This window comes from Mucilaginibacter sp., from assembly GCF_039921305.1.
GTDB lineage: Bacteria > Bacteroidota > Bacteroidia > Sphingobacteriales > Sphingobacteriaceae > Mucilaginibacter.
Map to the genome: position 1 here is coordinate 210,383 of NZ_JBDSCA010000052.1, position 22,385 is coordinate 232,767.

General features: G+C 41.9%; 20 protein-coding genes. 8 read left to right on the plus strand and 12 right to left on the minus strand.

Annotation, left to right across the window (positions count from 1 at the left end):
- Positions 1-15 precede the first annotated feature (15 nt).
- Positions 16-627: a WbqC family protein gene (locus tag ABIN91_RS16085; protein WP_348052249.1), complete on the plus strand. Its 612-nt coding sequence runs from the start codon at positions 16-18 to the stop codon at positions 625-627.
- Position 628: 1 nt separating this feature from the next.
- On the opposite strand, the gene msrA is transcribed toward ABIN91_RS16085, so the two are convergent.
- From msrA to ABIN91_RS16100, 3 genes are all read right to left on the minus strand, one after another.
- Positions 629-1,279 (minus strand): peptide-methionine (S)-S-oxide reductase MsrA, encoded by a 651-nt coding sequence (gene msrA, locus ABIN91_RS16090; protein ID WP_348052250.1) that lies wholly within the window; start codon positions 1,277-1,279, stop codon positions 629-631.
- Positions 1,280-1,379: 100 nt separating this feature from the next.
- A complete protein-coding gene (locus ABIN91_RS16095; RefSeq protein WP_348052251.1) occupies positions 1,380-1,619 on the minus strand; it encodes a DUF3820 family protein in 240 nt (79 codons plus the stop codon).
- Between the two features lie 8 nt (positions 1,620-1,627).
- On the minus strand, positions 1,628-2,575 hold the full coding sequence (locus ABIN91_RS16100; protein WP_348052252.1) for an MBL fold metallo-hydrolase: 948 nt from the start codon (positions 2,573-2,575) through the stop codon (positions 1,628-1,630).
- Positions 2,576-2,746: 171 nt separating this feature from the next.
- On the opposite strand from ABIN91_RS16100, the gene ABIN91_RS16105 reads away from it, so the two are divergent.
- Positions 2,747-2,986, plus strand: a complete 240-nt coding sequence (locus ABIN91_RS16105; protein ID WP_348052253.1) for a hypothetical protein — start codon at positions 2,747-2,749, stop codon at positions 2,984-2,986.
- A gap of 7 nt (positions 2,987-2,993) precedes the next feature.
- Positions 2,994-3,941 (plus strand): aldo/keto reductase, encoded by a 948-nt coding sequence (locus ABIN91_RS16110; RefSeq protein WP_348052254.1) that lies wholly within the window; start codon positions 2,994-2,996, stop codon positions 3,939-3,941.
- A 20-nt stretch (positions 3,942-3,961) separates the two neighbouring features.
- Here ABIN91_RS16110 and ABIN91_RS16115 read toward each other — a convergent pair whose 3' ends face one another.
- Both ABIN91_RS16115 and ABIN91_RS16120 read right to left on the minus strand, forming a co-directional pair.
- Positions 3,962-5,680 carry a hypothetical protein gene (locus ABIN91_RS16115; protein WP_348052255.1) on the minus strand — a complete coding sequence of 573 codons (1,719 nt, stop codon included), beginning with the start codon at positions 5,678-5,680 and terminating at the stop codon, positions 3,962-3,964.
- 121 nt (positions 5,681-5,801) lie between these two features.
- The gene (locus tag ABIN91_RS16120) at positions 5,802-7,160 is read right to left on the minus strand and encodes a GH1 family beta-glucosidase (protein WP_348052256.1); all 1,359 of its coding nucleotides are present in this window, start codon (positions 7,158-7,160) and stop codon (positions 5,802-5,804) included.
- Between the two features lie 324 nt (positions 7,161-7,484).
- Between ABIN91_RS16120 and ABIN91_RS16125 the strand changes: the two genes are divergently transcribed.
- Positions 7,485-8,243 carry a hypothetical protein gene (locus ABIN91_RS16125; protein ID WP_348052257.1) on the plus strand — a complete coding sequence of 253 codons (759 nt, stop codon included), beginning with the start codon at positions 7,485-7,487 and terminating at the stop codon, positions 8,241-8,243.
- 70 nt (positions 8,244-8,313) lie between these two features.
- Here ABIN91_RS16125 and lysA read toward each other — a convergent pair whose 3' ends face one another.
- From lysA to gatB, 6 genes are all read right to left on the minus strand, one after another.
- A complete protein-coding gene (gene lysA / locus ABIN91_RS16130) occupies positions 8,314-9,507 on the minus strand; it encodes a diaminopimelate decarboxylase (RefSeq protein WP_348052258.1) in 1,194 nt (397 codons plus the stop codon).
- 113 nt (positions 9,508-9,620) lie between these two features.
- Entirely contained in the window at positions 9,621-10,934 is a 1,314-nt protein-coding gene (locus tag ABIN91_RS16135) for an aspartate kinase (protein WP_348052259.1), read from the minus strand.
- Positions 10,935-11,187: 253 nt separating this feature from the next.
- Positions 11,188-11,907 (minus strand): RluA family pseudouridine synthase, encoded by a 720-nt coding sequence (locus ABIN91_RS16140; RefSeq protein ID WP_348052260.1) that lies wholly within the window; start codon positions 11,905-11,907, stop codon positions 11,188-11,190.
- Positions 11,908-12,243: 336 nt separating this feature from the next.
- Positions 12,244-12,933, minus strand: a complete 690-nt coding sequence (locus ABIN91_RS16145; protein ID WP_348052261.1) for a response regulator transcription factor — start codon at positions 12,931-12,933, stop codon at positions 12,244-12,246.
- A gap of 97 nt (positions 12,934-13,030) precedes the next feature.
- Positions 13,031-14,146, minus strand: coding sequence for a TlpA disulfide reductase family protein (locus tag ABIN91_RS16150; RefSeq protein WP_348052262.1), 1,116 nt, complete (start codon positions 14,144-14,146; stop codon positions 13,031-13,033).
- Positions 14,143-15,615, minus strand: coding sequence for an Asp-tRNA(Asn)/Glu-tRNA(Gln) amidotransferase subunit GatB (gene gatB, locus ABIN91_RS16155; protein WP_348052263.1), 1,473 nt, complete (start codon positions 15,613-15,615; stop codon positions 14,143-14,145). The genes ABIN91_RS16150 and gatB overlap by 4 nt, the downstream gene beginning before the upstream one ends.
- Positions 15,616-15,808: 193 nt before the next feature.
- Between gatB and ABIN91_RS16160 the strand changes: the two genes are divergently transcribed.
- Complete coding sequence (locus ABIN91_RS16160) at positions 15,809-16,399, plus strand: hypothetical protein (RefSeq protein WP_348052264.1); 591 nt, start codon at positions 15,809-15,811, stop codon at positions 16,397-16,399.
- A 74-nt stretch (positions 16,400-16,473) separates the two neighbouring features.
- Here ABIN91_RS16160 and alaS read toward each other — a convergent pair whose 3' ends face one another.
- Complete coding sequence (gene alaS, locus ABIN91_RS16165; protein ID WP_348052265.1) at positions 16,474-19,152, minus strand: alanine--tRNA ligase; 2,679 nt, start codon at positions 19,150-19,152, stop codon at positions 16,474-16,476.
- A gap of 165 nt (positions 19,153-19,317) precedes the next feature.
- On the opposite strand from alaS, the gene ABIN91_RS16170 reads away from it, so the two are divergent.
- From ABIN91_RS16170 to hisD, 3 genes are all read left to right on the plus strand, one after another.
- Positions 19,318-19,653: a MerR family transcriptional regulator gene (locus ABIN91_RS16170; RefSeq protein ID WP_348052266.1), complete on the plus strand. Its 336-nt coding sequence runs from the start codon at positions 19,318-19,320 to the stop codon at positions 19,651-19,653.
- Between the two features lie 408 nt (positions 19,654-20,061).
- Entirely contained in the window at positions 20,062-20,913 is an 852-nt protein-coding gene (gene hisG, locus ABIN91_RS16175; protein WP_348052267.1) for an ATP phosphoribosyltransferase, read from the plus strand.
- A 74-nt stretch (positions 20,914-20,987) separates the two neighbouring features.
- Positions 20,988-22,331 carry a histidinol dehydrogenase gene (gene hisD / locus ABIN91_RS16180; protein ID WP_348052268.1) on the plus strand — a complete coding sequence of 448 codons (1,344 nt, stop codon included), beginning with the start codon at positions 20,988-20,990 and terminating at the stop codon, positions 22,329-22,331.
- Positions 22,332-22,385 lie beyond the last annotated feature (54 nt).

Sequence of the window (22,385 nt, forward strand, 5' to 3'; positions counted from 1 at the left end):
ACATAAAAAATATATATGTACGATAAAGGTGCTATTTTGCCAATGTTCTATCTGCCTCCTGTTGAATACTTTGTACAACTTAACAAGCACAAAACCAACTTTTTAATTGAGAACGAAGAGCATTTTGTAAAGCAAACCTACCGTAATCGCACGCACATATACTCTCCGGATGGTGTTTTAGCATTAACCGTTCCGGTTATAAAAGGCGCTAATGGACACACGAATATTAAGGACGTTAAGATAAGTTACGATTTTAAATGGCAGCGTTTACACTGGCTTAGTCTGCAAAATTGCTACCGCCGTTCTGCTTATTTTGAGTTTTACGAGGATGAGTTTGCACCATTTTATGAAATGCACCACGAATACCTCTTCGATTTTAATGATAAGTTATTAAGGCTGTTACTCAAGCTAACTAAAATAAAAGCCGAGATTAATTATACCAACGATTATTTGCCTGTTTATCCGGATAGAGAAGATTTCCGGAGGAATATAGATCACAGAAAAGAATCTCAATTTATTCAAAAACCCTATTTCCAACTATTTGAAGAGCGGCAAGGATCTTTGAATAACCTGAGCATTGTTGACCTGCTATTTAACCATGGGCCGCAGGCTTTGAGTTATTTATAGTTTATTTAGCAAATTCCGGCTTTAGCAATTGCGGAACCGCGTGGCGCATTTTCATCACCTTAGGCTCTGATACGCTTTGGATGTAAGCGCTTCCCGGATGGGTTTTATAATACCCCTGGTGATAAACCTCCGCAGGATATAAAGCTTTATACGCTGTAACTTCGGTAACTATTGGGTTATTGTAATGATGTGTAGCAGCCACTTTCTTCATTACCGCATCAATGGTAGCTTTTTCTTCTGGTGTACGATAAAAAATAGCAGAGCGATAATCATCACCCTCATCAGGTCCTTGTCTATTTAAAGTAGTAGGATCGTGGGCATAAAAGAAAGCCTCTACCAATTGAGCATAGCTAATAACCGATGGATTATAATAGATCTGCACCGATTCGGCATGACCGGTATTCTTTTCACAAACACGCTCGTATGTTGGGTTTTTAACTATTCCACCAGCATAACCCGCCACAACCTTATTCACACCTTTTAATTCGGACATAGCTTCGCTCATAGCCCAAAAACAACCTCCGGCAAAGGTGGCTACCTTCTCGCCAGTTTTGGGCTCGGGCAACTTGGCAAACGAATGATTTTCGGGTTGCCCTTGCGCACATCCCCATAGTAAAATAATGCTTAGCAGATATAAACTTAATTTCTTCATGATGAGTAATTTAATACAATTTACGCAATTAGTCGTACTATGGTTGCTAACCTTACAGACAGACTCATCTTTTTAATATATCGTTACATTGTGATGGAAATTACTGCGATCTTTTTAGAGGAGCCAAAAGATATTCTAATCCATTGATCTTGATTTCGTGAATGGTGTGCAGCATCATACCTAAATTACCCGGCGGAAAGCCTTGCAAATACATCCATTCCAAATAATGCACCGGCAGGTTGCATATCATGGTACCCTTATATTTACCATAAGGCATAGGTGTAACAATGAGCTTTTTAAGAATATCCCTATCCAATACAGTATTTATTGCGTAATGCAAATATAGTGTTATGCCAATCTTTTCTGCACTTCTCTAACTGCAAAATAACCAATAGCAACAGATATTAAAGCCACGGCAGCTATAGATGCTTTATCGGGCATAATTGCAGGTGGCACATATTCGGTTCCATTTATATCGGCTTGTGCCGGAACCTTTACATAACGCCCGTGCGCTGGTATAGATATATCTTCAAAATTGTCTGCCAGATATTTCAATTCGGTTTGTAATTCTTTACCACGCATAGCATAACCATGGCCGGTAGCAACTGTCCGCGGTTCAAGCGCATAGAGTTTCCTGACAGACTCTGCGGCCTGGGCCCAATCTGTTGTAAAGTACTTAGGCGGGCCTGATAATTTGGGGATGAATGACAACGCATATATTGCCGACTCGGCTTTAGTAGTCGCAAAAGCATCGCCTGCAATCAATGTCGCGTTAAGCTTAAAAAACAAAGAAACATGCCCCGGTGAATGACCTGGCGTATGGATGGTTTTCCACTCTGGCAATTCCTCTATCGCGCCGCTGGTATCTAAAGCCTGTACCCTATCGCCAAGGTTAATAGGTTTAGATGGAAACATCCACGATATCCACGACATGAGGCCACCACCAACGGTAGGGTCTGCCGGTGGATAAGACGATTTCCCCGTAAGGTAAGGCAATTCCAATGGGTGCGCGTAAACCGGTACATCCCAATGCTTAAGTAGTTCTTCCAGTCCGCTTACATGGTCAAAATGCCCATGTGTTAAAATAATAGCCAGCGGTTTAGTGCCTTCGCCAAACAAACTTTCGGCCATGCTGATGATCTTGGATGAGTAGCCCCGCAAACCCGCATCTACTAAAACCCAGCCATCGGCAACACCTTTGCGGTTGGCTATCATATATATGTTTACAAACAGGGTTTTTAAACCCCAAACGCCTTGCGAAACCTGGTAGTAATTTACTTTTTTATCGAATATCATAATTGGCAACAATAATTATATAGCTAGTAACGAGTTTTACAGCCCAGTGTTTTAATCATGCATAAACTATTAATTATTAATTAACATTTCGTATTCTTAGATTAAGCTACGGTATTTTAAAACACAACGCCCATCCTCCTGTTTAGGTAAGCATATATAAACAGATACATTATGGAAAGCTTTGAAACAACATTAACAGGCAGCGACGGACAAGTAGACGGGATAGTAATACCGGTCAACCATGCGTCATTTAACGAAATATACCAGTTTACATCTTTAGATGATTCCTTACATTTGACCATAGCCCGCGATTATACCGGTAAATGGATCCGCGTTGCCGGATCAGAGCCTTATTTTTCGGGTTGGGTAGATGAATTGGCCGGGCAAATTACAAGCCTCAAACAACAATAGATCGCAAATGAATAAAAAGAAACTGGGTACTACCAATATTTATATAAGCCCGATATGCTTTGGCGGTAATGTTTTTGGTTGGACGATAGACGAAGCGCAATCATTCAAAATATTAGATGCGGTTGCCGATTCGGGGATTAACTTTATTGATACCGCCGATGTATACTCCAGATGGGCACATGGCGGCGAAGGCGGACAATCTGAAACTATTATAGGTAAGTGGCTTAAACAAAGTGGTAAACGTGATAGCATTGTAATTGCCACTAAGGTGGGAAAAGAAATGGGGCCTGGTAAAAAGGGCTTATCTAAAGCCTATATTACTAAAGCTGTTGAAGATTCATTAAAACGCTTACAAACCGATTATATTGATCTGTACCAATCACACGATGACGATAAAGACACGCCGCTTTTAGAGAGCCTGGAAACTTTTAGCGACCTTATTAAACAAGGTAAGGTACGTGCCATAGGCGCATCTAACTATAACGGCGCACGTTTAAAAGAGGCTCTACAAGTAAGTAAAGATAACAACTTAGCCGCTTATCAAACCCTGCAACCACTTTACAATTTGTATGATCGTGAGAGTTTTGAAACCGATTTGCAAGCGGTATGTTTAGAAAACAACATCGCCGTGATTAATTTTTACGCGTTGGCAAGTGGTTTCCTTACGGGAAAATACCGTACAGAAGCAGATTTGGCGACAAGCAAACGTGCCAGCAACAAAAAGTACCTGAACGATCGTGGTCTTAAAATACTAAAGGGATTGGATGAGGTTGCCGCACAATACAACGCCAATCCGGCTCAGGTATCAATAGCCTGGCTACTGGCCCAACCGGCAATAGCTGCTCCAATAGCCAGTGCAACTACCGTTGAGCAATTAAAGGATTTGGTAAAAGGTGCCGAACTACAATTGGATGCAGCTGCTATAGGAATACTAAATTCGGCAAGTAGGTATTAATTTGTTGGGAGTATCAGTAATTACAGTTTTCTGTATTGATCTACTGATGCTCCCATTCCTTTTTCACCGTGATATGTTGGTGGATTATTAGTCCAGGTGAAAGGCTTGTATAGTGTGGCGCATGCAGGGTTATTTTTTTTCAACTCATCAAATGCGGCCCAAAAAGCATCGTACTTTTTGACGGAGGCAGATATCGCAACCTTATCGTAATTACTTGTCATATCGCCAGTATAGCCTAAGGCCATAATATTCCAACCTTCTGCTATGATCTGGTGTAGCATCAACCCGTACTGGCATGATACTTTAATATAACTTTCATCATCTTTATTGCTAAGATGCACCTCGCTGCTCAATTCAACTATCTTTTTCCATAAGGCAACCGCTTCGTATTTTTCATCGATGGCTTTGTGTAATTGTCCGTTATCGTAAAAGGTCTTAAATATAACATTGAGGCGGCCGTCTGTCCCGCTTAAAAACTCGTCGCGCATCCAAAATACCCAGTCATTTTTAAATGGCAAAACTGCCGATTCATGCCCACGTAAAACAGCCTTGGCCGATAGCAAACATAGCTCCCTAAAAGCCTTACGGCTTGTACCTTTAATCCCGTTTTCATCCATAAACCGGTTGAAAACCTCTTCTTCGGTTTGTTTGGTATTGGTAGCCCAATGGCTAATTACATACGCATTCAGCTTACACCAAAATTCATTGCTAATGTAGGGGCCAACCCAACCGCCGCCCCGCGACCACGACCATACTCCCTTAAACTGCGGAGTATTCACAATATCTTTTAATCCCTTATACCCGGTTTGCGGCGTATTGGTGGTAAACTCTTCGAAGCCATTTATCACACCATCCATCACATAATCAGGATAAGCTCCTTTGCCCTCATACTCGCGCTGGCATTGTACTTCTGCAATTTGCTGGTGTTTACCAATACCAAGAGTAGGATTAAAATCCATTGTCCGGTGGTAATCACCACGGGTATGTTTAACCGAAAAAATCAAGTTAGGATGAGGTTCAATGGCATTAGTTACTTTCAAATAAACGTCCGGTTTCTGATCCATACCCGCGGATAACCATGTTCTATAAAACACCAGTTTATTACGCTTTACGCAAACCTCTTCGCGCAATATATTAATGAGTTTGATATGGCTATCGGCACCGTTGGTGATTGGATTATTACCGGTATGATAGGGTACATTATTCAAATAAGTTTCACCTGTGCGTATCACCAAACCATCCAGATCAGGAAAAGTATCGAACAGTTCCTTCAACATGATCCGGTGTATCTCTATAGTTTTGGGTCTTTCAAAAGATATGCGGCCTTTATCATCGCAAATCTCGTCGTGATAAAGCTCAACCAGTTTTTTAGGCAAAACAATAATATCGGTAAAGTAATAAACCTTTTCTCCGGCCGCGTGCGCGCGTTTTATATTCGCCCTTACCTTATCAGCAGCCTGCATAACCCAGGCGCGTTCTTTTGAGCCTTTCGGGAAGATAGCGGGGTTCAAACCATCGAAGGTTATAGCTGCATGCGCAAAAGTAAAATCATTTAAAACCTGCCCGTTGTAGCCTTGCTGTTTTAAATAAACAGGATCGTTATAAACAGCTTGTGTTAAAGCTTCGCCGGGATTGTTGTGAACCATATCCAGTATGTAATATGACTTTTGTTGGGCTTTAGTTTGCGGAGCTATCAAAAAAAGAAGTAAGCCAAAGCCTATTAGCAGAATATTTTTCATTGTATCAACGTGTTTAACACTGGTTATGGCCAGGTAGACCATTCATATTACAATGAAACAAAAAAACCGCGATTTTGCTATCATACAGATTGGCCTAATTATAACCCATCTTATCAAATAGTTAAATATTTGATAAAAACTTGCTATACCACAACCCCGAACCTTTAATAGTACGCTGCTGGGTTTTGAAATCAATATAGATCAATCCAAACCGGGGGTGATATCCCTCGGCCCATTCAAAGTTATCTGTTAGGGTCCAAACAAAATAACCAGCAATTTTGCAGCCTTCGTTTTTAGCTTTTAATACCTGGGCGATATGATCTTGCAGGTATTTTATCCGTTTAGGATCATCAACTTTACCATCGCTTATCTGATCCGGAAAAGCGGCTCCATTCTCGGTAATGATGAGCTTTTTTATAAACGGATAAGCATCAAACTTTTTAATTACGTTATAAATAGCCTGCGGGTAAACTTCCCACTTCATATCGGTTAACTGCACTTTACGATGTTCTGCTTTAACCAGTCGGGCTCCAATGTAGGGTATTAAAAACGAAGCCTTCACAATTTCGCGGGTATAGTTTTGGATACCTATAAAGTCGAAGTCAAATTTCATAAGCGCTTCATCGCCAGGCAGCATGTATTGCTTTATGCGTTTAAGCACCTTAATATCGTCAGGATATCCCATGCCCGATACCGCCTCAATAAATAAGCGGTTAAAAAAAACATCGGCACGTTTGGCAGCCGCAACATCCCTCGCGTTTAACGAGTAAGGCTCAATATGCGAACACGAAAATGTTGTGCCTATCTGCGCGTTGGGCAAAGTTTCGCGTAATATCCTCCCTCCTGCTGCCATGCATAAAACGGCATGGTGAACGGCAGGCAAAAAGTTTTTGATGCCTGTACGCCCGGGAGCATGTATCCCTAAAAAGTAGCCTGCACCGGTAAATACGGCAGGTTCGTTCATTACCATCCAATGTTTAACGCGGTCGCCAAAGGCATCCGCACAAACCTTTACATAATTGCTAAACCAGGTTACCACTTCGCGGTTTGTCCAGCCACCTTTAACTTCTAATTCGTGAGGTATGTCCCAATGGTAAAGCGTAACCCAGGGTTCAACACCTTGCCTTATACATTCATCAATAATGCGGTTGTAATAAGCTATCCCTTCCGGGTTAACCTCGCCCGTGCCATCAGGCATAATACGCGGCCAGGCTATCGAAAAGCGAAAGTTAGGAATATTAAGCTGTTTAATGAGCGCAATATCTTCGGCGTAGCGGTTATAAAAATCGCAGGCGATATCGGCCTTGTGGCCGTTTAAAACCTTACCTTTTTTTTGGGTAAAAACATCCCATATAGAACGACCACGACCATCGGTGTCTAAAGAACCTTCAATTTGCGGGGCAGCGGTAGATACGCCCCATTCAAAATCATCGCCAAAAAGCTGTTTATTAAACGCTTGGTTTTCTATATCAGATATCATTAATTATCAAGGCTGGCCATATAGCCGCGGCAAATCTCCGAAAAAAGATCCATAGAAATTAGCCTATCTTAAAAAGCTATTAGTGCATGTATAAAGAGCGCATGCTTCTTAAAAACATAGCCTCTTTAACTTTAGCCAAAAACAAAAATAAATTCAGAAATGCTTTCATCACTTTTATGTTTTATCGTTTATATAAAGCTACGTGTAATTGTTTAAGCTACTGTGCATTATATATTATCATTAAGTTAAGCAACTACTATAAAAAACCTTATTATTTATAACAAATTGTTTATATATTTCGGCATTGTAATCTAAACTTTAAACATGAACAAGTTATACACTATAGCATTTTTTGCAGTTGTTGTTATACTCACGGGATGTAGTGATCATTATTACGCGCCTGTAATGTACCGCAATAGCGCATCATACATGAATAAACCTATGTCAACCGATTCGGTAAAATCATCTACCTATATCTCCCTCGGTGCCAGTACAGGTAACGGTGTAAATTTTAAGGATGAATTTTACCTCGGCCGTATCGATCTGCACGAGGCGCATACCTTCAGCAATTTCAATTTAGCTTATGGCATTTACGCTTTTGGCGGAACATATGATAACACATCAATGGCCAAAACAGATCCCTATTATTTCGACAGTAAAGCATTTTATGGCTTTGGAGCCAAACTATCAGGAAGCTTTTATACGGCAATGAACGATCATGTCGATTTCAGGATAATTGGCTTTGAGTTTTCGTACAGCAACGAATCCGGCGATTATGCCAATTTCCGCAACGCAGTTAAAACATTACCAAGCTATCGTATTTACGATAAGAATGATGTTTTAAATGCAGGCCTTACCAGCGAAGTGATATGGAAAAGCCCTTCGGGCATTAAACATGCCCTACGCGGCTATCTGGGGACTTACTTTGGCCCCGACTTGTTAAACTACTCTGATTATAACGACAACCTGCGCCAAAAGATAGATCCCGCGGTAAGCTATTCACTACAGGTTAAAAACTATTTCTTCGTATTTGACCTGCAACCTTTAACCAGCGGAACATTAAGATTAGGCTATTCATTTTAAAACTTATGAAGAAAGGCAATCAAAACCTAACATCCATTACCTTCAACTTTGGATATAAATTCTGATCAATTTATTCCGAGTAAACACTCTGTACCCTATCGCGAAGATTATAACCCGAAGCCATTACTTCGCCATAAGCGCCCGCGGTACGCACCACGATCAAGTCGCCACGGAAAGATTCCGGCAGGTCAACATCCTTGCGGAAACAGTCCGTGCTTTCGCAGATAGGGCCCACTACGTCGTATTTAATGAGAGGCCAGATGCCAGACTCAGGACTCAAGACTTCTTGATTTTTGATTCTTGATTCCTGACTCAGATTTTCTATCTGATGATAAGCCTGATACAGCATCGGGCGTATCAGCTCGGTCATACCGGCATCCAGTATCAAAAAGTTCTTCTTAATACCATTCTTTACATAAAGCACCCGGCTCACTAAAGCTGCCGATTGCGCCACCAGGGCACGCCCCAGTTCAAAATGAACTTCCTGATCTGGCTTTACATTCAAAAAGTCGTTAAACACCTTAAAATAGGCTTCAAAATCACATATCGGGTTTTCATCCGGGTTCATGTAATCAACGCCTAAGCCACCGCCTAAGTTTAAAACCTTGATGGGCAGGTTACGCTCTTCAAACCATTGCTGTAGTTCGTTAACACGTACGCAAAGGTTTTTATAAACCCCCATATCTGTAATTTGCGAACCAATATGGAAGTGTATGCCCAAAAATCGCAGGTTAGTACATTTAGCTAAAGCCTCTGCAACAGCAGGCAACTCCCAGGTATTTACACCAAATTTATTCTCTTCCAGTCCGGTAGTGATAAAATGATGGGTGTGCGCATCAACATTCGGGTTAATACGAATAGCTACACTGGCCGTTTTACCTTTGGCTTTCGCCAGATCATTAATGATCTGCAATTCCTGAACAGATTCCACATTAAAGCAGAAGATATCCTTGTCTAAAGCCTCGTTAATTTCTTTGTCAGATTTACCTACTCCGGCAAACACAACTTTATCCTTACTAAAACCATGTTCAATAGCCGCTTTAACTTCGCCACCGCTCACGCAATCCGCTCCAAAACCGTATGATTGTATCTTATCAATAACCTTCGTGTTAAAATTCGCCTTCATGGCATAATGCACATGAAAGTTATACTTAGCCGAAGCATCGGCGCAAGCCTGCAAAGTTTGACCCAGCAGTGCCATATCATAATAATAAAACGGAGTTTCTAAGCCTTGAAAACGGGTAAGCGTATTGGTATTGAACATGTTATTTTTTGTTCATGGTTCATGGTTGATAGTTCATGGACCATAGTTTTCTAAATTTGTAATTATAAGATTTTGACGTTTCCGACCATGACCCATGATCTATGAACCATCAACTACTCAAACAACCGGCTATGCAAGCTCCGCAACGCCTCTATCTTATCCGCTGTTTTAACCAGTATGGAGATATTGTAGCTGCTGCCGCCATATGATATCATACGTACCGGGATATGTTTAACCGATTCAAGCACGCGGGCCGCGTAACCATGCGTTTCGGCACCAAAATCGCCAACCACGCAAACTATGCTTTGGTTCACATCAACCTCAACCGAGCCAAATATATTTAGCTCATTGGTAATATCGCCCAAATGCGTGGTGTCATCAATAGTAACCGATACAGCCACTTCTGATGTGGTGATCATATCTATCGGCGTTTTATACCGCTCAAACACCTCAAACACACGGCGTAAAAAACCATAAGCCAATAACATGCGGCTCGAGTGTATTTTGATAGCCGTAATACCATCCTTAGCGGCGATGGATTTAATTTCACCCTTTTCGCTGCTATTGGTGATCAGAGTACCCGGCGCGCCCGGTTCCATGGTATTCAATAACCTTACGGGGATCTTATACTTTTGCGTCGGGAAAACACTTTGCGGGTGTAATATCTTCGCGCCAAAATAAGCTAACTCGGCAGCCTCGTCAAAAGATAGCTGCGCTATGGGTTTGGTACCCTTAACTATGCGTGGGTCATTGTTATGCATCCCATCAATATCTGTCCATATTTGCACCTCTTCGCTGCGGATGGCCGCTCCTATTAACGATGCTGTGTAATCGCTGCCACCACGGCGCAAATTATCTATCTCACCAAAGCTGTTACGGCAAATATAACCTTGTGTGATGAACAGCTTATTATCCGGATACTGAGCCAGCAAAGGCTGGATATGCTCCGTCATGTAATCTACAACAGGCTCTCCATCTTCGTCTATCTTCATAAAATCAAGAGCGGGTAACAGTACCGATGGCACACCAATTTCTTGTAGATAAACATGATATAAGGTAGTGCTCAACAATTCGCCTTGCGCCAAAACTATCTTATCTTCAATCGTAGTAAAATGATCGTTAGCTAAATTAGCCAGCAGGCCAAAATGATAATCTATCACTTCTTTACCCGATGCTAAAAACTCAGGCTTGGCAAATAATTCGGCAATAAACTTCTCGTACCTCGTTTTCAAAACGGCAAGCAGTTGCACCGCCTTCAGTTTATCGCCGGTAAGGTAAGCCTGACCAATTTCAACCAAACTATTGGTAGTGCCTGATACTGCCGAAAGCACCACAATTTGCCTTTCGGCAGGGTTTACAATATCCAGCAGCTTTTTCATCCGTTCGGGACTACCTACGGATGTTCCGCCAAATTTTAAAACTTTCATTCTATATTCAGTTTAAACTATACAATTCTGATTATTACTCAATACCAACGAGCGGCCAAAAATATGATTTTACCGCTATAAATTAACATCCATCAAAATAAAATTCGGAAGATGGTTGTTTGAATACATCCTAACCAAAGATTTAACTGTAAATCGCCACAATAATCCCAATAACCAGGATTACAAATTATGGGTATATATGGGTGGTTTCAAAAAGCGATCTTGATGTTTGCTCCTTATTTTTTACTCCGGCCTACGAATCAAATTTCTCCAGCAACTTCAACAGCGTTTCAAAATCCTTCGGATACGGCGCATGGATAGCCACTTCCTCCGTCTCGTTGATCTTAAACGTCACTTCGTAGGCGTGCAAAGCAAAACGTTTCATAATTGGCAACTCTTCCTGCTCTTTACCCAAGCGGTAACCACGCTTAATAGCGGATAAAAACACAGGTTTACCTTTGTACATTTCATCGCCGGCGATAGATGCCCGCTGAGTAGCCAAATGTATCCGGATCTGGTGCATCCTACCCGTTACCGGGCGGCACTGTACCAAAGTATAATGCTTAAAGTATTTTAACGACTGGAAATGAGTTTCGGCACGTTTACCTTCTTGCCTGCTAATAGTTACATTGCCTTTACCAGCGTTTAATATCGGCAGATCAATTTGCAGGTCCTCAAATACATGGGTGCCTTCAATAATAGCATGGTATATCTTTTTAACCCGGCGTTTTTCAAACTGCATAGATACCAGCCGGTAAGCTTCGGGATTTTTAGCAATAATAAGCGCGCCAGATGTTTCTTTATCTAAACGGTGGCACACTTGCGCGTCTGCCGAATAAGCCTTGGCTAAACGCAGCATATTGATCTCGCCGCCCTCACGCTCATCAAGCGAAGCAATAAAAGGGGGTTTATTTACAACAATAATATCAGGATTTTCAAAAATTATCAGGTCCTGGAACTTAGGTATCTTCATTACCGCAAATATCGCCAAAATAGCCCCATAAAAAAAATGCCATTTCCTCTTACAAGACAAATGACATTTCATCGATCGATATCTGCCTGAAATGATATAACTCAAATTTGTCATTTCGATAGAGGTTCAATAGAGCAAAGCTCTATTGGCCGACGAGAGAAATCTTCTGCGCAAGTATGCAGCGCTAATGCAAATCGTGTCAATCGCTCGCAGAAGATTTCTCCTATCGTCGAAATGACAAGTTGGTGAGCCTTCCTAAAAATCTCAAAACAACAGCAAAAAAAATGTGAGACTTGATTTCAAATCTCATATCTAATATCTCAATACGACTATCTACTAATGCAGCTCAAACTTATAACCTACACCTTTAACAGTGCTTACATAAGTTTCGCCAAGCTTTTCGCGAAGTTTGCGGATGTGTACATCAATGGTACGGTTAGTTACCACTACCGAATCTTCCCAGATGTTTTTTAAGATCACTTCGCGGGTATAAACCTTGCCCGGTTTTGAGGCCAGCAGGTATAACAGTTCAAATTCTTTTTTGGCAAGAACAACCTTATTACCACCCTGAAAAACAAGGTAAGCTTCACGGTCAATAACTAAGTCGCCTATTTCAAGTTTATTGTCTGATACTTCTTCTGTTGGCGAGTTGCGTCTTAATATTGCGTTAATACGGCTAACCAGGGCACGGGGCTTTATGGGTTTGGCTATATAATCATCGGCGCCAACGTTAAAACCTGCAATTTCGGAATACTCTTCGCTGCGCGCGGTTAAAAAAACCATAAAGGTATTTTTAAATTCGGGCATGGTACGCATAATGCGGCAGGCTTCAATGCCATCCATCTTAGGCATCATTATATCCAGTATGATCAAGTCTGGTAGTGAACGTTTGGCTTCAGTAACCGCTTCCTGACCATTGCGGGCAGTAAAAACCTGGTAACCTTCCTTCTTTAAGTTATACTCTATCAACTCCAAAATATCCGGCTCATCATCAACTATCAGGATCTTTTGTTTTGAATTGCTCATAGGTGTTTTTTTTGTAAATGTATAAGCTTAATCATACCAATAGGTTAAATCTGTATTAACAAATTGTTAATCATCACATAGATTTAACTTAACGTTTTTACTTAACCAACGTTTTGTTTAAAAAATCTTCAAGATCGACACCTGTAATGTTTTTGGCTACAATATTTCCCTCCGGGTCAAGTATAAAATTCGATGGTATAGCTTCTACATGATACATCCGTACAATGGGCCCATTAAAGTTTTTAAACTCCGATACCTGCCTCCAGGTTAAGCGGTCGGCAGCTATGGCCCGTTGCCAGTCTTCTCTTTTTTCATCTAAAGATACACCTAAAATATTAAGGCCCTTATCTTTAAATTTAGCATACATTTTAACAACATTCGGATTTTCCTTCCGGCAAGGTGCGCACCATGACGCCCAGAAATCTATCATCAGGTATTTACCCTTAAAATCCGACACTCTAACAGGCTTGTAAACTTCATCAACAAGCATAAAATCGGGAGCTTTATAGCCTACCGATAGTGGCTTCGCGTAATCCATCTTCTTCACAAACCGCTCAACAGCCGTATTACCATTAAACTTACCCCTTATCTCGTCGGCGTATTTGATCAAATCAGGTTCGCAAGTTATGGGGTCCAAAGCGGTAGAAGCAAAAAAACCAGCCAGTGATGATTTATTATCATTCATAAATTTGGTCACCATTACAAAGTATTCCTTTTGGTTCTTTTTAAACTTCTCGGTGGCAAGCTCAAACAGCGGTGCCGATTCCAGATGCAGCTTTTGGGTTTTATAATTGTATTCAGCCAATATATCTTCGGTTACTTTAGCAAACTTATTGCTCAGTTTGTTAAACTCCTGTATCTTCTCCGAACCTTCCGAACCTGTTAACTCGTACCTGTTAGTGGTATCAAGCGCGTTGGTTTTAAATGTAATATCATCGCCGTTTTGCGCTATCAGGTCAAACATTGTACCGCCAATCTGTAACTTGTACATATTTGGATAAGGAGTTTCGCGCTTAAACGAAAATTTATTCTGGTCGCTCAAAGCTGCCGAATCAATTTTAACCGGCTGGCCCGTGGTATCGGCCTCTAATAAAAATACTTTTTTAATACTGTTTGGGTTTTCAACCTCGCCGCTCAATGTAAACGAATCTTTTGATTTGCAGGCTGTAAAGACTATCGCGCAAAAAAATATAACGGCTAATTTTACTCTCATTTTGATGATTCCAATATTTCCATTAATAACTGATTGGTTTTTTTAGGATCGATCTTACCTTTTGATAATTTCATTATCTCGCCCATAAACAAACCCAAAACGCCTTTTTTACCTTTATGGTATTCGTTCACCTTGTCGGGATGTTTGGCTAATGTTTCCCTGATAAATCCGGATACATCTGTGCCACCCTCTTCTATCAACAAATTCAATTCTTCGGCAATCTTTGTCGCTGTTTTGGTAACATCCTTACACAATACCGGGAATATTTTATGCGCCGCTACCGAGCTGCTTACTTTGCCGCTATCAACCAAAGCTATTAAGCCTGCCAATCGAGCGGGTTCCAAACTAAAGTCGTTAATGCTGATACTGTGGTCATTTAAATACGATTTAACCGAACCCATCAGCCAGTTAGCCGCGCCTTTATAGTTAGATGTTAGTTTAATTAACTCTGCAAAATAATGCGCAACATCTTTATCCGCCGTAATTACCGAAGCATCGTAAACCGATAAGCCTAATTCATTGATGTATTTATGATATAATGCCTTAGGCAATTCAGGCATCATGGCCCTCACCTTTTGCACATAGTCTTCAGTTAAAACAACCGGCGGCAAATCCGGATCGGGGAAGTAACGGTAATCATTAGCCATTTCCTTTGAGCGCAATACCGATGTTTCGCCGGTATCCGCATCAAAGTTTAAAGTATTTTGGTCAATATGCCCGCCTGCTTCTAAAACCTCAACCTGGCGTGCAAACTCGTGTTCAATGGCACGCTGTACGTTTCTAAACGAGTTCAAATTCTTTACTTCGCAACGGTTGCCCAGTTTTTCCGCGCCTTTTAATCTCACCGAAATATTGGCATCGCAACGTAAACTGCCTTCTTCCATATTGCCATCGCAAATATCAAGGAAGCGTACTAAGCGCCTAATCTCCGTTAAATATTGATGCGCTTCTTCGGCGCTACGGATATCCGGTTCTGATACGATCTCCAGCAAAGGCACTCCTGCCCTGTTCAAATCAATGAACGATTCGGTAGTATGCTGATCGTGCATGCTTTTACCCGCATCCTCTTCCATGTGGATATGGTGGATAGCGATGCTCTTGGTTTCGCCACTTTTTAAATGCACTTCAACACTGCCGCCAATACAAATTGGCTGCGTATCCTGACTGATCTGATATCCTTTCGGCAGATCAGCATAAAAGTAATTTTTGCGCGAAAAATGATTGTGCAGATTGATCTGGCTATCAACAGCCAAACCTAATTTAACAGCATACTCTATAACCTTACGGTTGATCCGGGGTAAAGTACCCGGATGCCCCAAAGAAATAGGGCTGATATGTGTATTGGGCTTACCGCCGAAGGCGGATGAATCGGCACTGAATATTTTGCTTGCCGTAGATAGTTGTGCATGTACCTCTAAACCTACAACCAACTCATACTTATCGGTGTTTGCAACGCTTGTATTTGTCATTATCAAAAATTATCAGCCTGCAAATATGGCTAACCTCGCCTCAAATATAAACTTATTAGTTTTTATGCCTAATACTAAAAACATTATCGGCACAGATATTGGTTAGTTAACCTTATTAAAGGCTGCTTTAAAATGCATATATAAACATTTTAAAGAATACAAAGCCTACCTAATTAATAAGAATTTAGAAATCATGAAAAAACTTATCCTTCCGATGCTACTAAGCGTTATTATGCTTACAGCTGTTCAAACTACCACTTATGCGCAATTTAGCGTAAGTATTAACATAGGCAGCCAGCCAACCTGGGGCCCTACCGGTTATGACCGCGCCGACTACTATTACCTACCCGATGTTGAAAGTTATTACAGCGTACAATCGCGCCAATTCATTTATTTGAGCAATGGCCGCTGGATCTATGCATCATCATTGCCTTCGCGCTACAGCAATTATGACCTATATTCAGGTTATAAAGTAGTAGTAAACAGGCCACGCCCCTATTTAAACTACAACCAGGACAGGGTTCAATACGGAAAATATAAGGGTTGGAAAGGCAAACAAACCATCATCCGCGATAGCCGCGATGTGCGTTACAAACAACATGGCAACCCACATGGCATGCCTCCGGGTCAGGCTAAAAAATATTACAACCAGGATAACGAACACCGTGACGACCATGGTAACGGACACGACAATGGAAACCACGGCGGCGATAACCACGACAATGGAAACCACGGCGGCGGCAAACATGATAAAGGTAATGGTCATGGCCACGGTCATGATTAATTCTGTTAAACACCATTAAAACTAAAAAGAGCCGCAATTGCGGCTCTTTTTAGTTTTAATAAGATTGAAGTTGATTAATTAGCTGGTATAAACGCTTTAGCCTTCTCTAAAACTTTAGGCAAACCAGTAACATCCTTACCACCAGCGGTAGCATAAAACGGCTGCCCGCCACCACCGCCTTGCACTTCTTTAGCTAACTCCTTTATAATTGCGCCGGCGTTTAATCCTTTTTCCTTAACTAAATTATCGGCAACCATTACGGTAATACTTGGTTTACCGTCAATCTCGGCAACTAAAACCAAAAACAGGTCGGCAACAATATCTTTAATACTATAAGCTAAGTTTTTAATCGCATCGGCATTAGGCAACTCCACCTTTTCGGCGATGAAGTTGATACCGTTTATCAATTCGGCCTTTTTAGCCAAACCATCTTTCAATCCCGAAGCTTTGAGCAATACACCTTTCTCCAGTTCCTTTTTCATCCGGGCGTTGTCTTCAAGCAATGTTTCCAGGCTCTTTTTAACGTTAGCCGGATTTTTAAGCACTTCCTTAACATCCTTTAAAACGTTAAACTGTTCGCTTACATAGTTCTCGGCAAATACACTGGTAACGGCTTCAATACGCCTTACCCCGGCGGCAACCGCGCTTTCGGATGTGATTTTAATGAAACCTATCTCGCCCGTATTTTTAACATGGGTGCCACCGCAAAGCTCTTTGCTAAACTTATCATCAAAGGTAATTACACGTACAAAATCGCCATATTTTTCACCGAACGCGGCCGTGGCGCCACTCTCGATAGCATCTCTGTAGTATACGCTGCGTTGCTCTTTTAATGGGATACACTCCCGTATTTTGGAATTTACGGTACGCTCAATACCCTCTAAATCGCCCTCACTAATTTTGCTGAAATGCGAAAAATCAAACCTCAAATACTCATGGTTCACAAACGAACCCTTCTGGCTAATATGATCGCCCAATATCTGCTTTAAAGCAGCATTTAACAAGTGCGTAGCCGAGTGGTTTGCATTGGTAAACATACGCTTGCCATTATCCACAAAAGCCGAATAACGCCTCGGCATAGGGTTAGGTAATTTACCCGGTACTTCTTTAAAATCGGGAGGTGCATAGGTTGACTGCGGCTCCACAACGTGAATGATCAATCCGTTTTCTTTACGGGTATCCACAACCTGCAACACCAGCGGGCCGGTTTGCTCATCGTACCACTCGCTTACCAATTGCCCGGTATCACCAACCTGCCCGCCACCTTCGGCATAAAAAGGCGTAGTATCCAACACAACATGGTATTGCTCCTTACCCTGAGCGGTAACTTTACGGTATTTTAATATCTCGACACGCTCCACCATCAACTCATCATAACCCACAAAACGGGTATTATCGCCACCGCGCAACACTATCCAATCGCCGGTATCAACAGCGGTAGCGGCACGGGAGCGTAGTTTTTGCTTTTGGAGGGACGCTTCGTAGCCAGAAATATCAACGGATTTACCACCCTCACGAGCCATCAACTCAGTTAAATCAATCGGAAAACCATAAGTATCTGATAACTCAAATGCAAGTTCTCCGGTAATAACTTTGGTATCTATTTCATTGAATTTTTTAATTCCCTGTTCTAAGGTTCTTAAAAAAGCTGTTTCTTCTTCCAAAACGACCTTCTGCACAAAATCCTTCTGTTCAACCAATTCAGTAAACACACCTTCAAACTGTTGGGCCAACAATGGTACCAGTTGATTTAAGAATGGCTCTTTAAAATTTAATTGCTGATAAGAATATCTAACAGCCCGGCGTAATATTCTACGGATAACATACCCCGCTTTATTACTTGCAGGCAACTGCCCATCCGCTATAGCGAAACTAATCGCACGAATATGGTCAGCCATTACGCGCATGGCAATATCCGTTTTTACATCCTTACCATAAGCAATCCCACTCTTATCCGCAATAAACTGTATCAGCGGCTGAAATACATCCGTATCATAGTTAGAAGTTTTGCCTTGTAGTATGCGTACCAAACGCTCAAAGCCCATCCCGGTATCCACGTGCTTGGCTGGTAAAGGTTGCAGACTGCCGTCTTTCAGTCGGTTAAACTGCATGAAAACGTTGTTCCAAATTTCCATAACGCTGTCGTCAACACCGTTAACAAATTCTGCACCCGGTTTTGCAGCGCGTTCGGCATCGCTTCGGCCATCGTAGTGAATTTCGGTACACGGTCCGCAGGGGCCGGTTTCGCCCATTTCCCAAAAGTTATCTTTTTTGTTTCCTGGGAGGATATGGTCTTCGGCAACAAAGGCGCGCCATAGTTCTAATGTTTCGGTATCAGCGGCCAGGCCTTCTTTTTCGTCACCTTCAAAGTAGGTAACGTATAAACGATCCTTATCCAATTTATAAACTTCGGTTAACAGCTCCCAGCTCCAGGCAATGGCTTCCTTTTTAAAGTAATCGCCAAAGCTCCAGTTGCCCAGCATCTCGAACATGGTATGGTGATAGGTATCAATACCCACCTCTTCCAGGTCGTTATGCTTGCCCGATACCCGCAAACAGCGTTGCGTATCGGCCACGCGCGGAAATTTCACAGGCTCTTCACCCAAAAAAACTGCCTTAAACTGGTTCATACCCGCGTTGGTGAACATCAGTGTAGGGTCGTTTTTAACAACGATAGGTGCCGATGGCACAATGGTATGTTGTTTGGAAGCAAAAAAATCTAAAAAGGCCTGGCGTATTTCCTGAGCAGTCATGTATATAAATTGAAGTGCAAAGATAGAGTTTTGAATGATTTACGATTTACGAATTACGATTTACGAATGAGGATTTGTGAATTGCTAGTTGAATGTATTGATTATCTGTTCATTTTTCCTGAAAATCGTAACTCGTAATTCGTAAATCGTAATTATCTTTGCCCCATGCCTTACAAAGAACGCGACATCAGCAAGCTATACTATACCATGGGCGAGGTATCGGCCATGTTTGAAGTAAACCAATCGCTATTGCGGTTTTACGAGAAGGAATTTGATATTCTGCAACCCAAAAAGAATAAAAAAGGTAACCGCTATTTCACTCCCGAAGATATTGAGAACTTAAAGATCATCTTCAACCTGATTAACGAAAAAGGCTACACCCTGCAAGGGGCCAAAGATTACCTCCGCGAAAACTTAGGCGTAACTAAAGATAATCAAGCAGTTATCAACTCCCTGGAGACTTTGAAACAGTTTTTGTTAGAGGTAAGGGATCAGATGTAGAGGCCCCCTAACCCCCTGAAGGAGGAACAATAGAATCAAGAGGCAAGAAGCAGGAATCAAGACTCCCCTCCCGTTTGTCATTTCGAACAAGGTATAATAGAGCAACGCTCTGTTAACCGCCGAGAGAAATCTTCTGCTCAATTAAAGTCTGTTACATGCATAATCTTCAAGCCGCTCGCAGAAGATTTCTCAGTCGTTCCTCCATCGAAATGACATCCTTTTTAATATACGTTTTGTTTTTTACGATATATACCTATCTTTGCCTCAACTTACCTCAAGTAAATGAACGGTTTTAACATACATCAACTGCATCTGCATCATCGTACCAAATAACGATCCGCATTTCTGTATGTTCATTTTTAGCAATAAAAATCCGTTTAATCTCTTACTACCCTTAATACCAAATTTGTGAAAACACTTAAAATAGCGATCCAAAAATCGGGGCGTCTTAACGAAAAGTCTGTTGAGTTATTAAAAAACTGCGGCTTAAACTTCGAAAACTACAAAAGCTCCTTAATTTCGCCGGTATCCAACTTCCCACTCGAAATTCTTTTTCTGCGTGATGATGATATTCCGGAATATGTGCAAGACGGCATTGCCGACTTAGGCATAGTAGGCGAAAACATGATAGAAGAAACCGAAGTTGATGTAAATTACCTGCAACGCTTAGGCTTTGGTAAATGTACCTTGAAGATCGCTATCCCGAATAACAGCGATATTCAGCAACTATCTGATTTTAACGGAAAAGCCATAGCCACATCCTACCCTGCTATTCTTGAGAAATTCCTGGCTAAAAACGATATCAAGGCTGATGTACGCATGATATCCGGCTCGGTTGAGATTTCGCCGGGTTTAGGTTTAAGCGATGCCATTTTCGATATCGTATCAACAGGCGGCACTTTAAAAAGTAATGGCTTAAAACCTTTTACCGATGTCATGTCGTCAGAAGCTATCCTGATCGGTAATAAAAACGTTGAACGTCCGGAGTTGATCGAAGAGCTCATAGCACGTATCCAATCCGTACTTCGCGCTAAAGAAACCAAATACGTGGTATTAAACGTTAACCGCGATAACTTAGAAAAGGTATTGGCGCTATTGCCAGGCGTAAAAAGCCCATCGGTAATACCGTTGGCCGAAGCCGATTGGGTAGCAGTACACACCGTTGTACCCGAACGTGATTTTTGGGATAAAATAAGCCAGCTTAAACAAGCCGGAGCGCAAGGCATTATAGTGATGCCTATTGAAAAGATTATAGCGTAGAGAACGCAGCCGGGCCCCCCGCCCCCCTAAAGGGGGAGGAATTATTGAGGCGGATATAAATTTGATTTCAAACAATGAAGGATATAAACAAAGAAATTGAGGACAATAGCTTCCCCTTCAGGGGGTTGGGGGGCAGCTATAGGTATAGCGAACTTTCGTTTGAGGAGTTAAAAAAGCTTGTTCAGCGCAATGTTGATCCGGCTAACGAGATCCGTGCCATAGTTGAAGAAGTGATTGCCAACGTGCGCGAACGTGGCGATGCCGCATTGATTGACTATGCTCACAAATTTGACAAGGTTGAATTAAAAAAACTGTATTTAGATAAAACTGAGTTGGAAGAACTAGCCTCGGCCCTGTTACCAGAGCAAAAGCAAGCCTTACAAACAGCCTATCAAAACATCAAAAAGTTTCACCAAACGCAATTAAAAGCCGAGGATAAGGTAGAAACTATGCCCGGCGTAACCTGCTGGCGCGAGCTTCGCCCTATTGAGCGTGTGGGTTTATATATACCCGGTGGTACGGCGGTTTTGCCGAGCACCTTATTAATGTTGGGTATTCCGGCGCAAATTGCTGGCTGCCATCAAATAGTAGTTTGCTCACCGCCACAAAAAAACGGTAAAGTAAACTCTTTTATAGCCTACGTTTGCCAATTACTTGGAATTGATAAAATTTACCTTGCGGGAGGTTCGCAAGCCGTGGCCGCTATGGCTTACGGCACCCAAACCATCCCCGCGGTTGATAAAATTTTCGGGCCGGGGAACCAGTTTGTTACCAAGGCCAAAACGATTATCCAGTCTACCACAACCTGCGCCATTGATATGCCAGCCGGACCGTCGGAAGTTTTGGTAATTGCCGACGAAACAGCAAACCCGGAGTTTGTAGCTGCCGATTTATTAGCTCAAGCCGAACACGGCGCCGATAGCCAATCTATTTTAGTAGCTACATCACAAACTATCATTGATGCCACGCAGGCGGCTTTAGATAAACAATTGCCAACCTTACCAAGAGCAGAGATCGCCGGAAAGGCCATAGCCAACTCTTATTCCGTTTTGGTTAACGATCTGCAACAGGCCATGCAATTCAGTAACCTGTATGCTCCCGAGCACTTAATTTTAGCGACAGAAAACTGGCAGTCGATTACCAACAGTATCATCAACGCTGGTTCGGTATTTTTAGGAAACCTAACCCCCGAAAGTGTTGGCGATTATGCATCCGGAACCAATCATACTTTACCTACAAGTGCCTATGCCAGAGCGTATTCTGGTGTATCGGTTGATTCTTTTGTTAAGAAGATAACTTTCCAGCATATCACGCCCGATGGCATCCAGAACATCGGGCCAACCGTAGAAATTTTAGCCGAGTTAGAAGGGCTGCATGCTCATAAAAACGCGGTAACTTTGAGAATGAATAAGAAATAATAAATACATACCCACGCGTCATTGCGAGGTACGAAGCAATCGCACGGAGGCAGA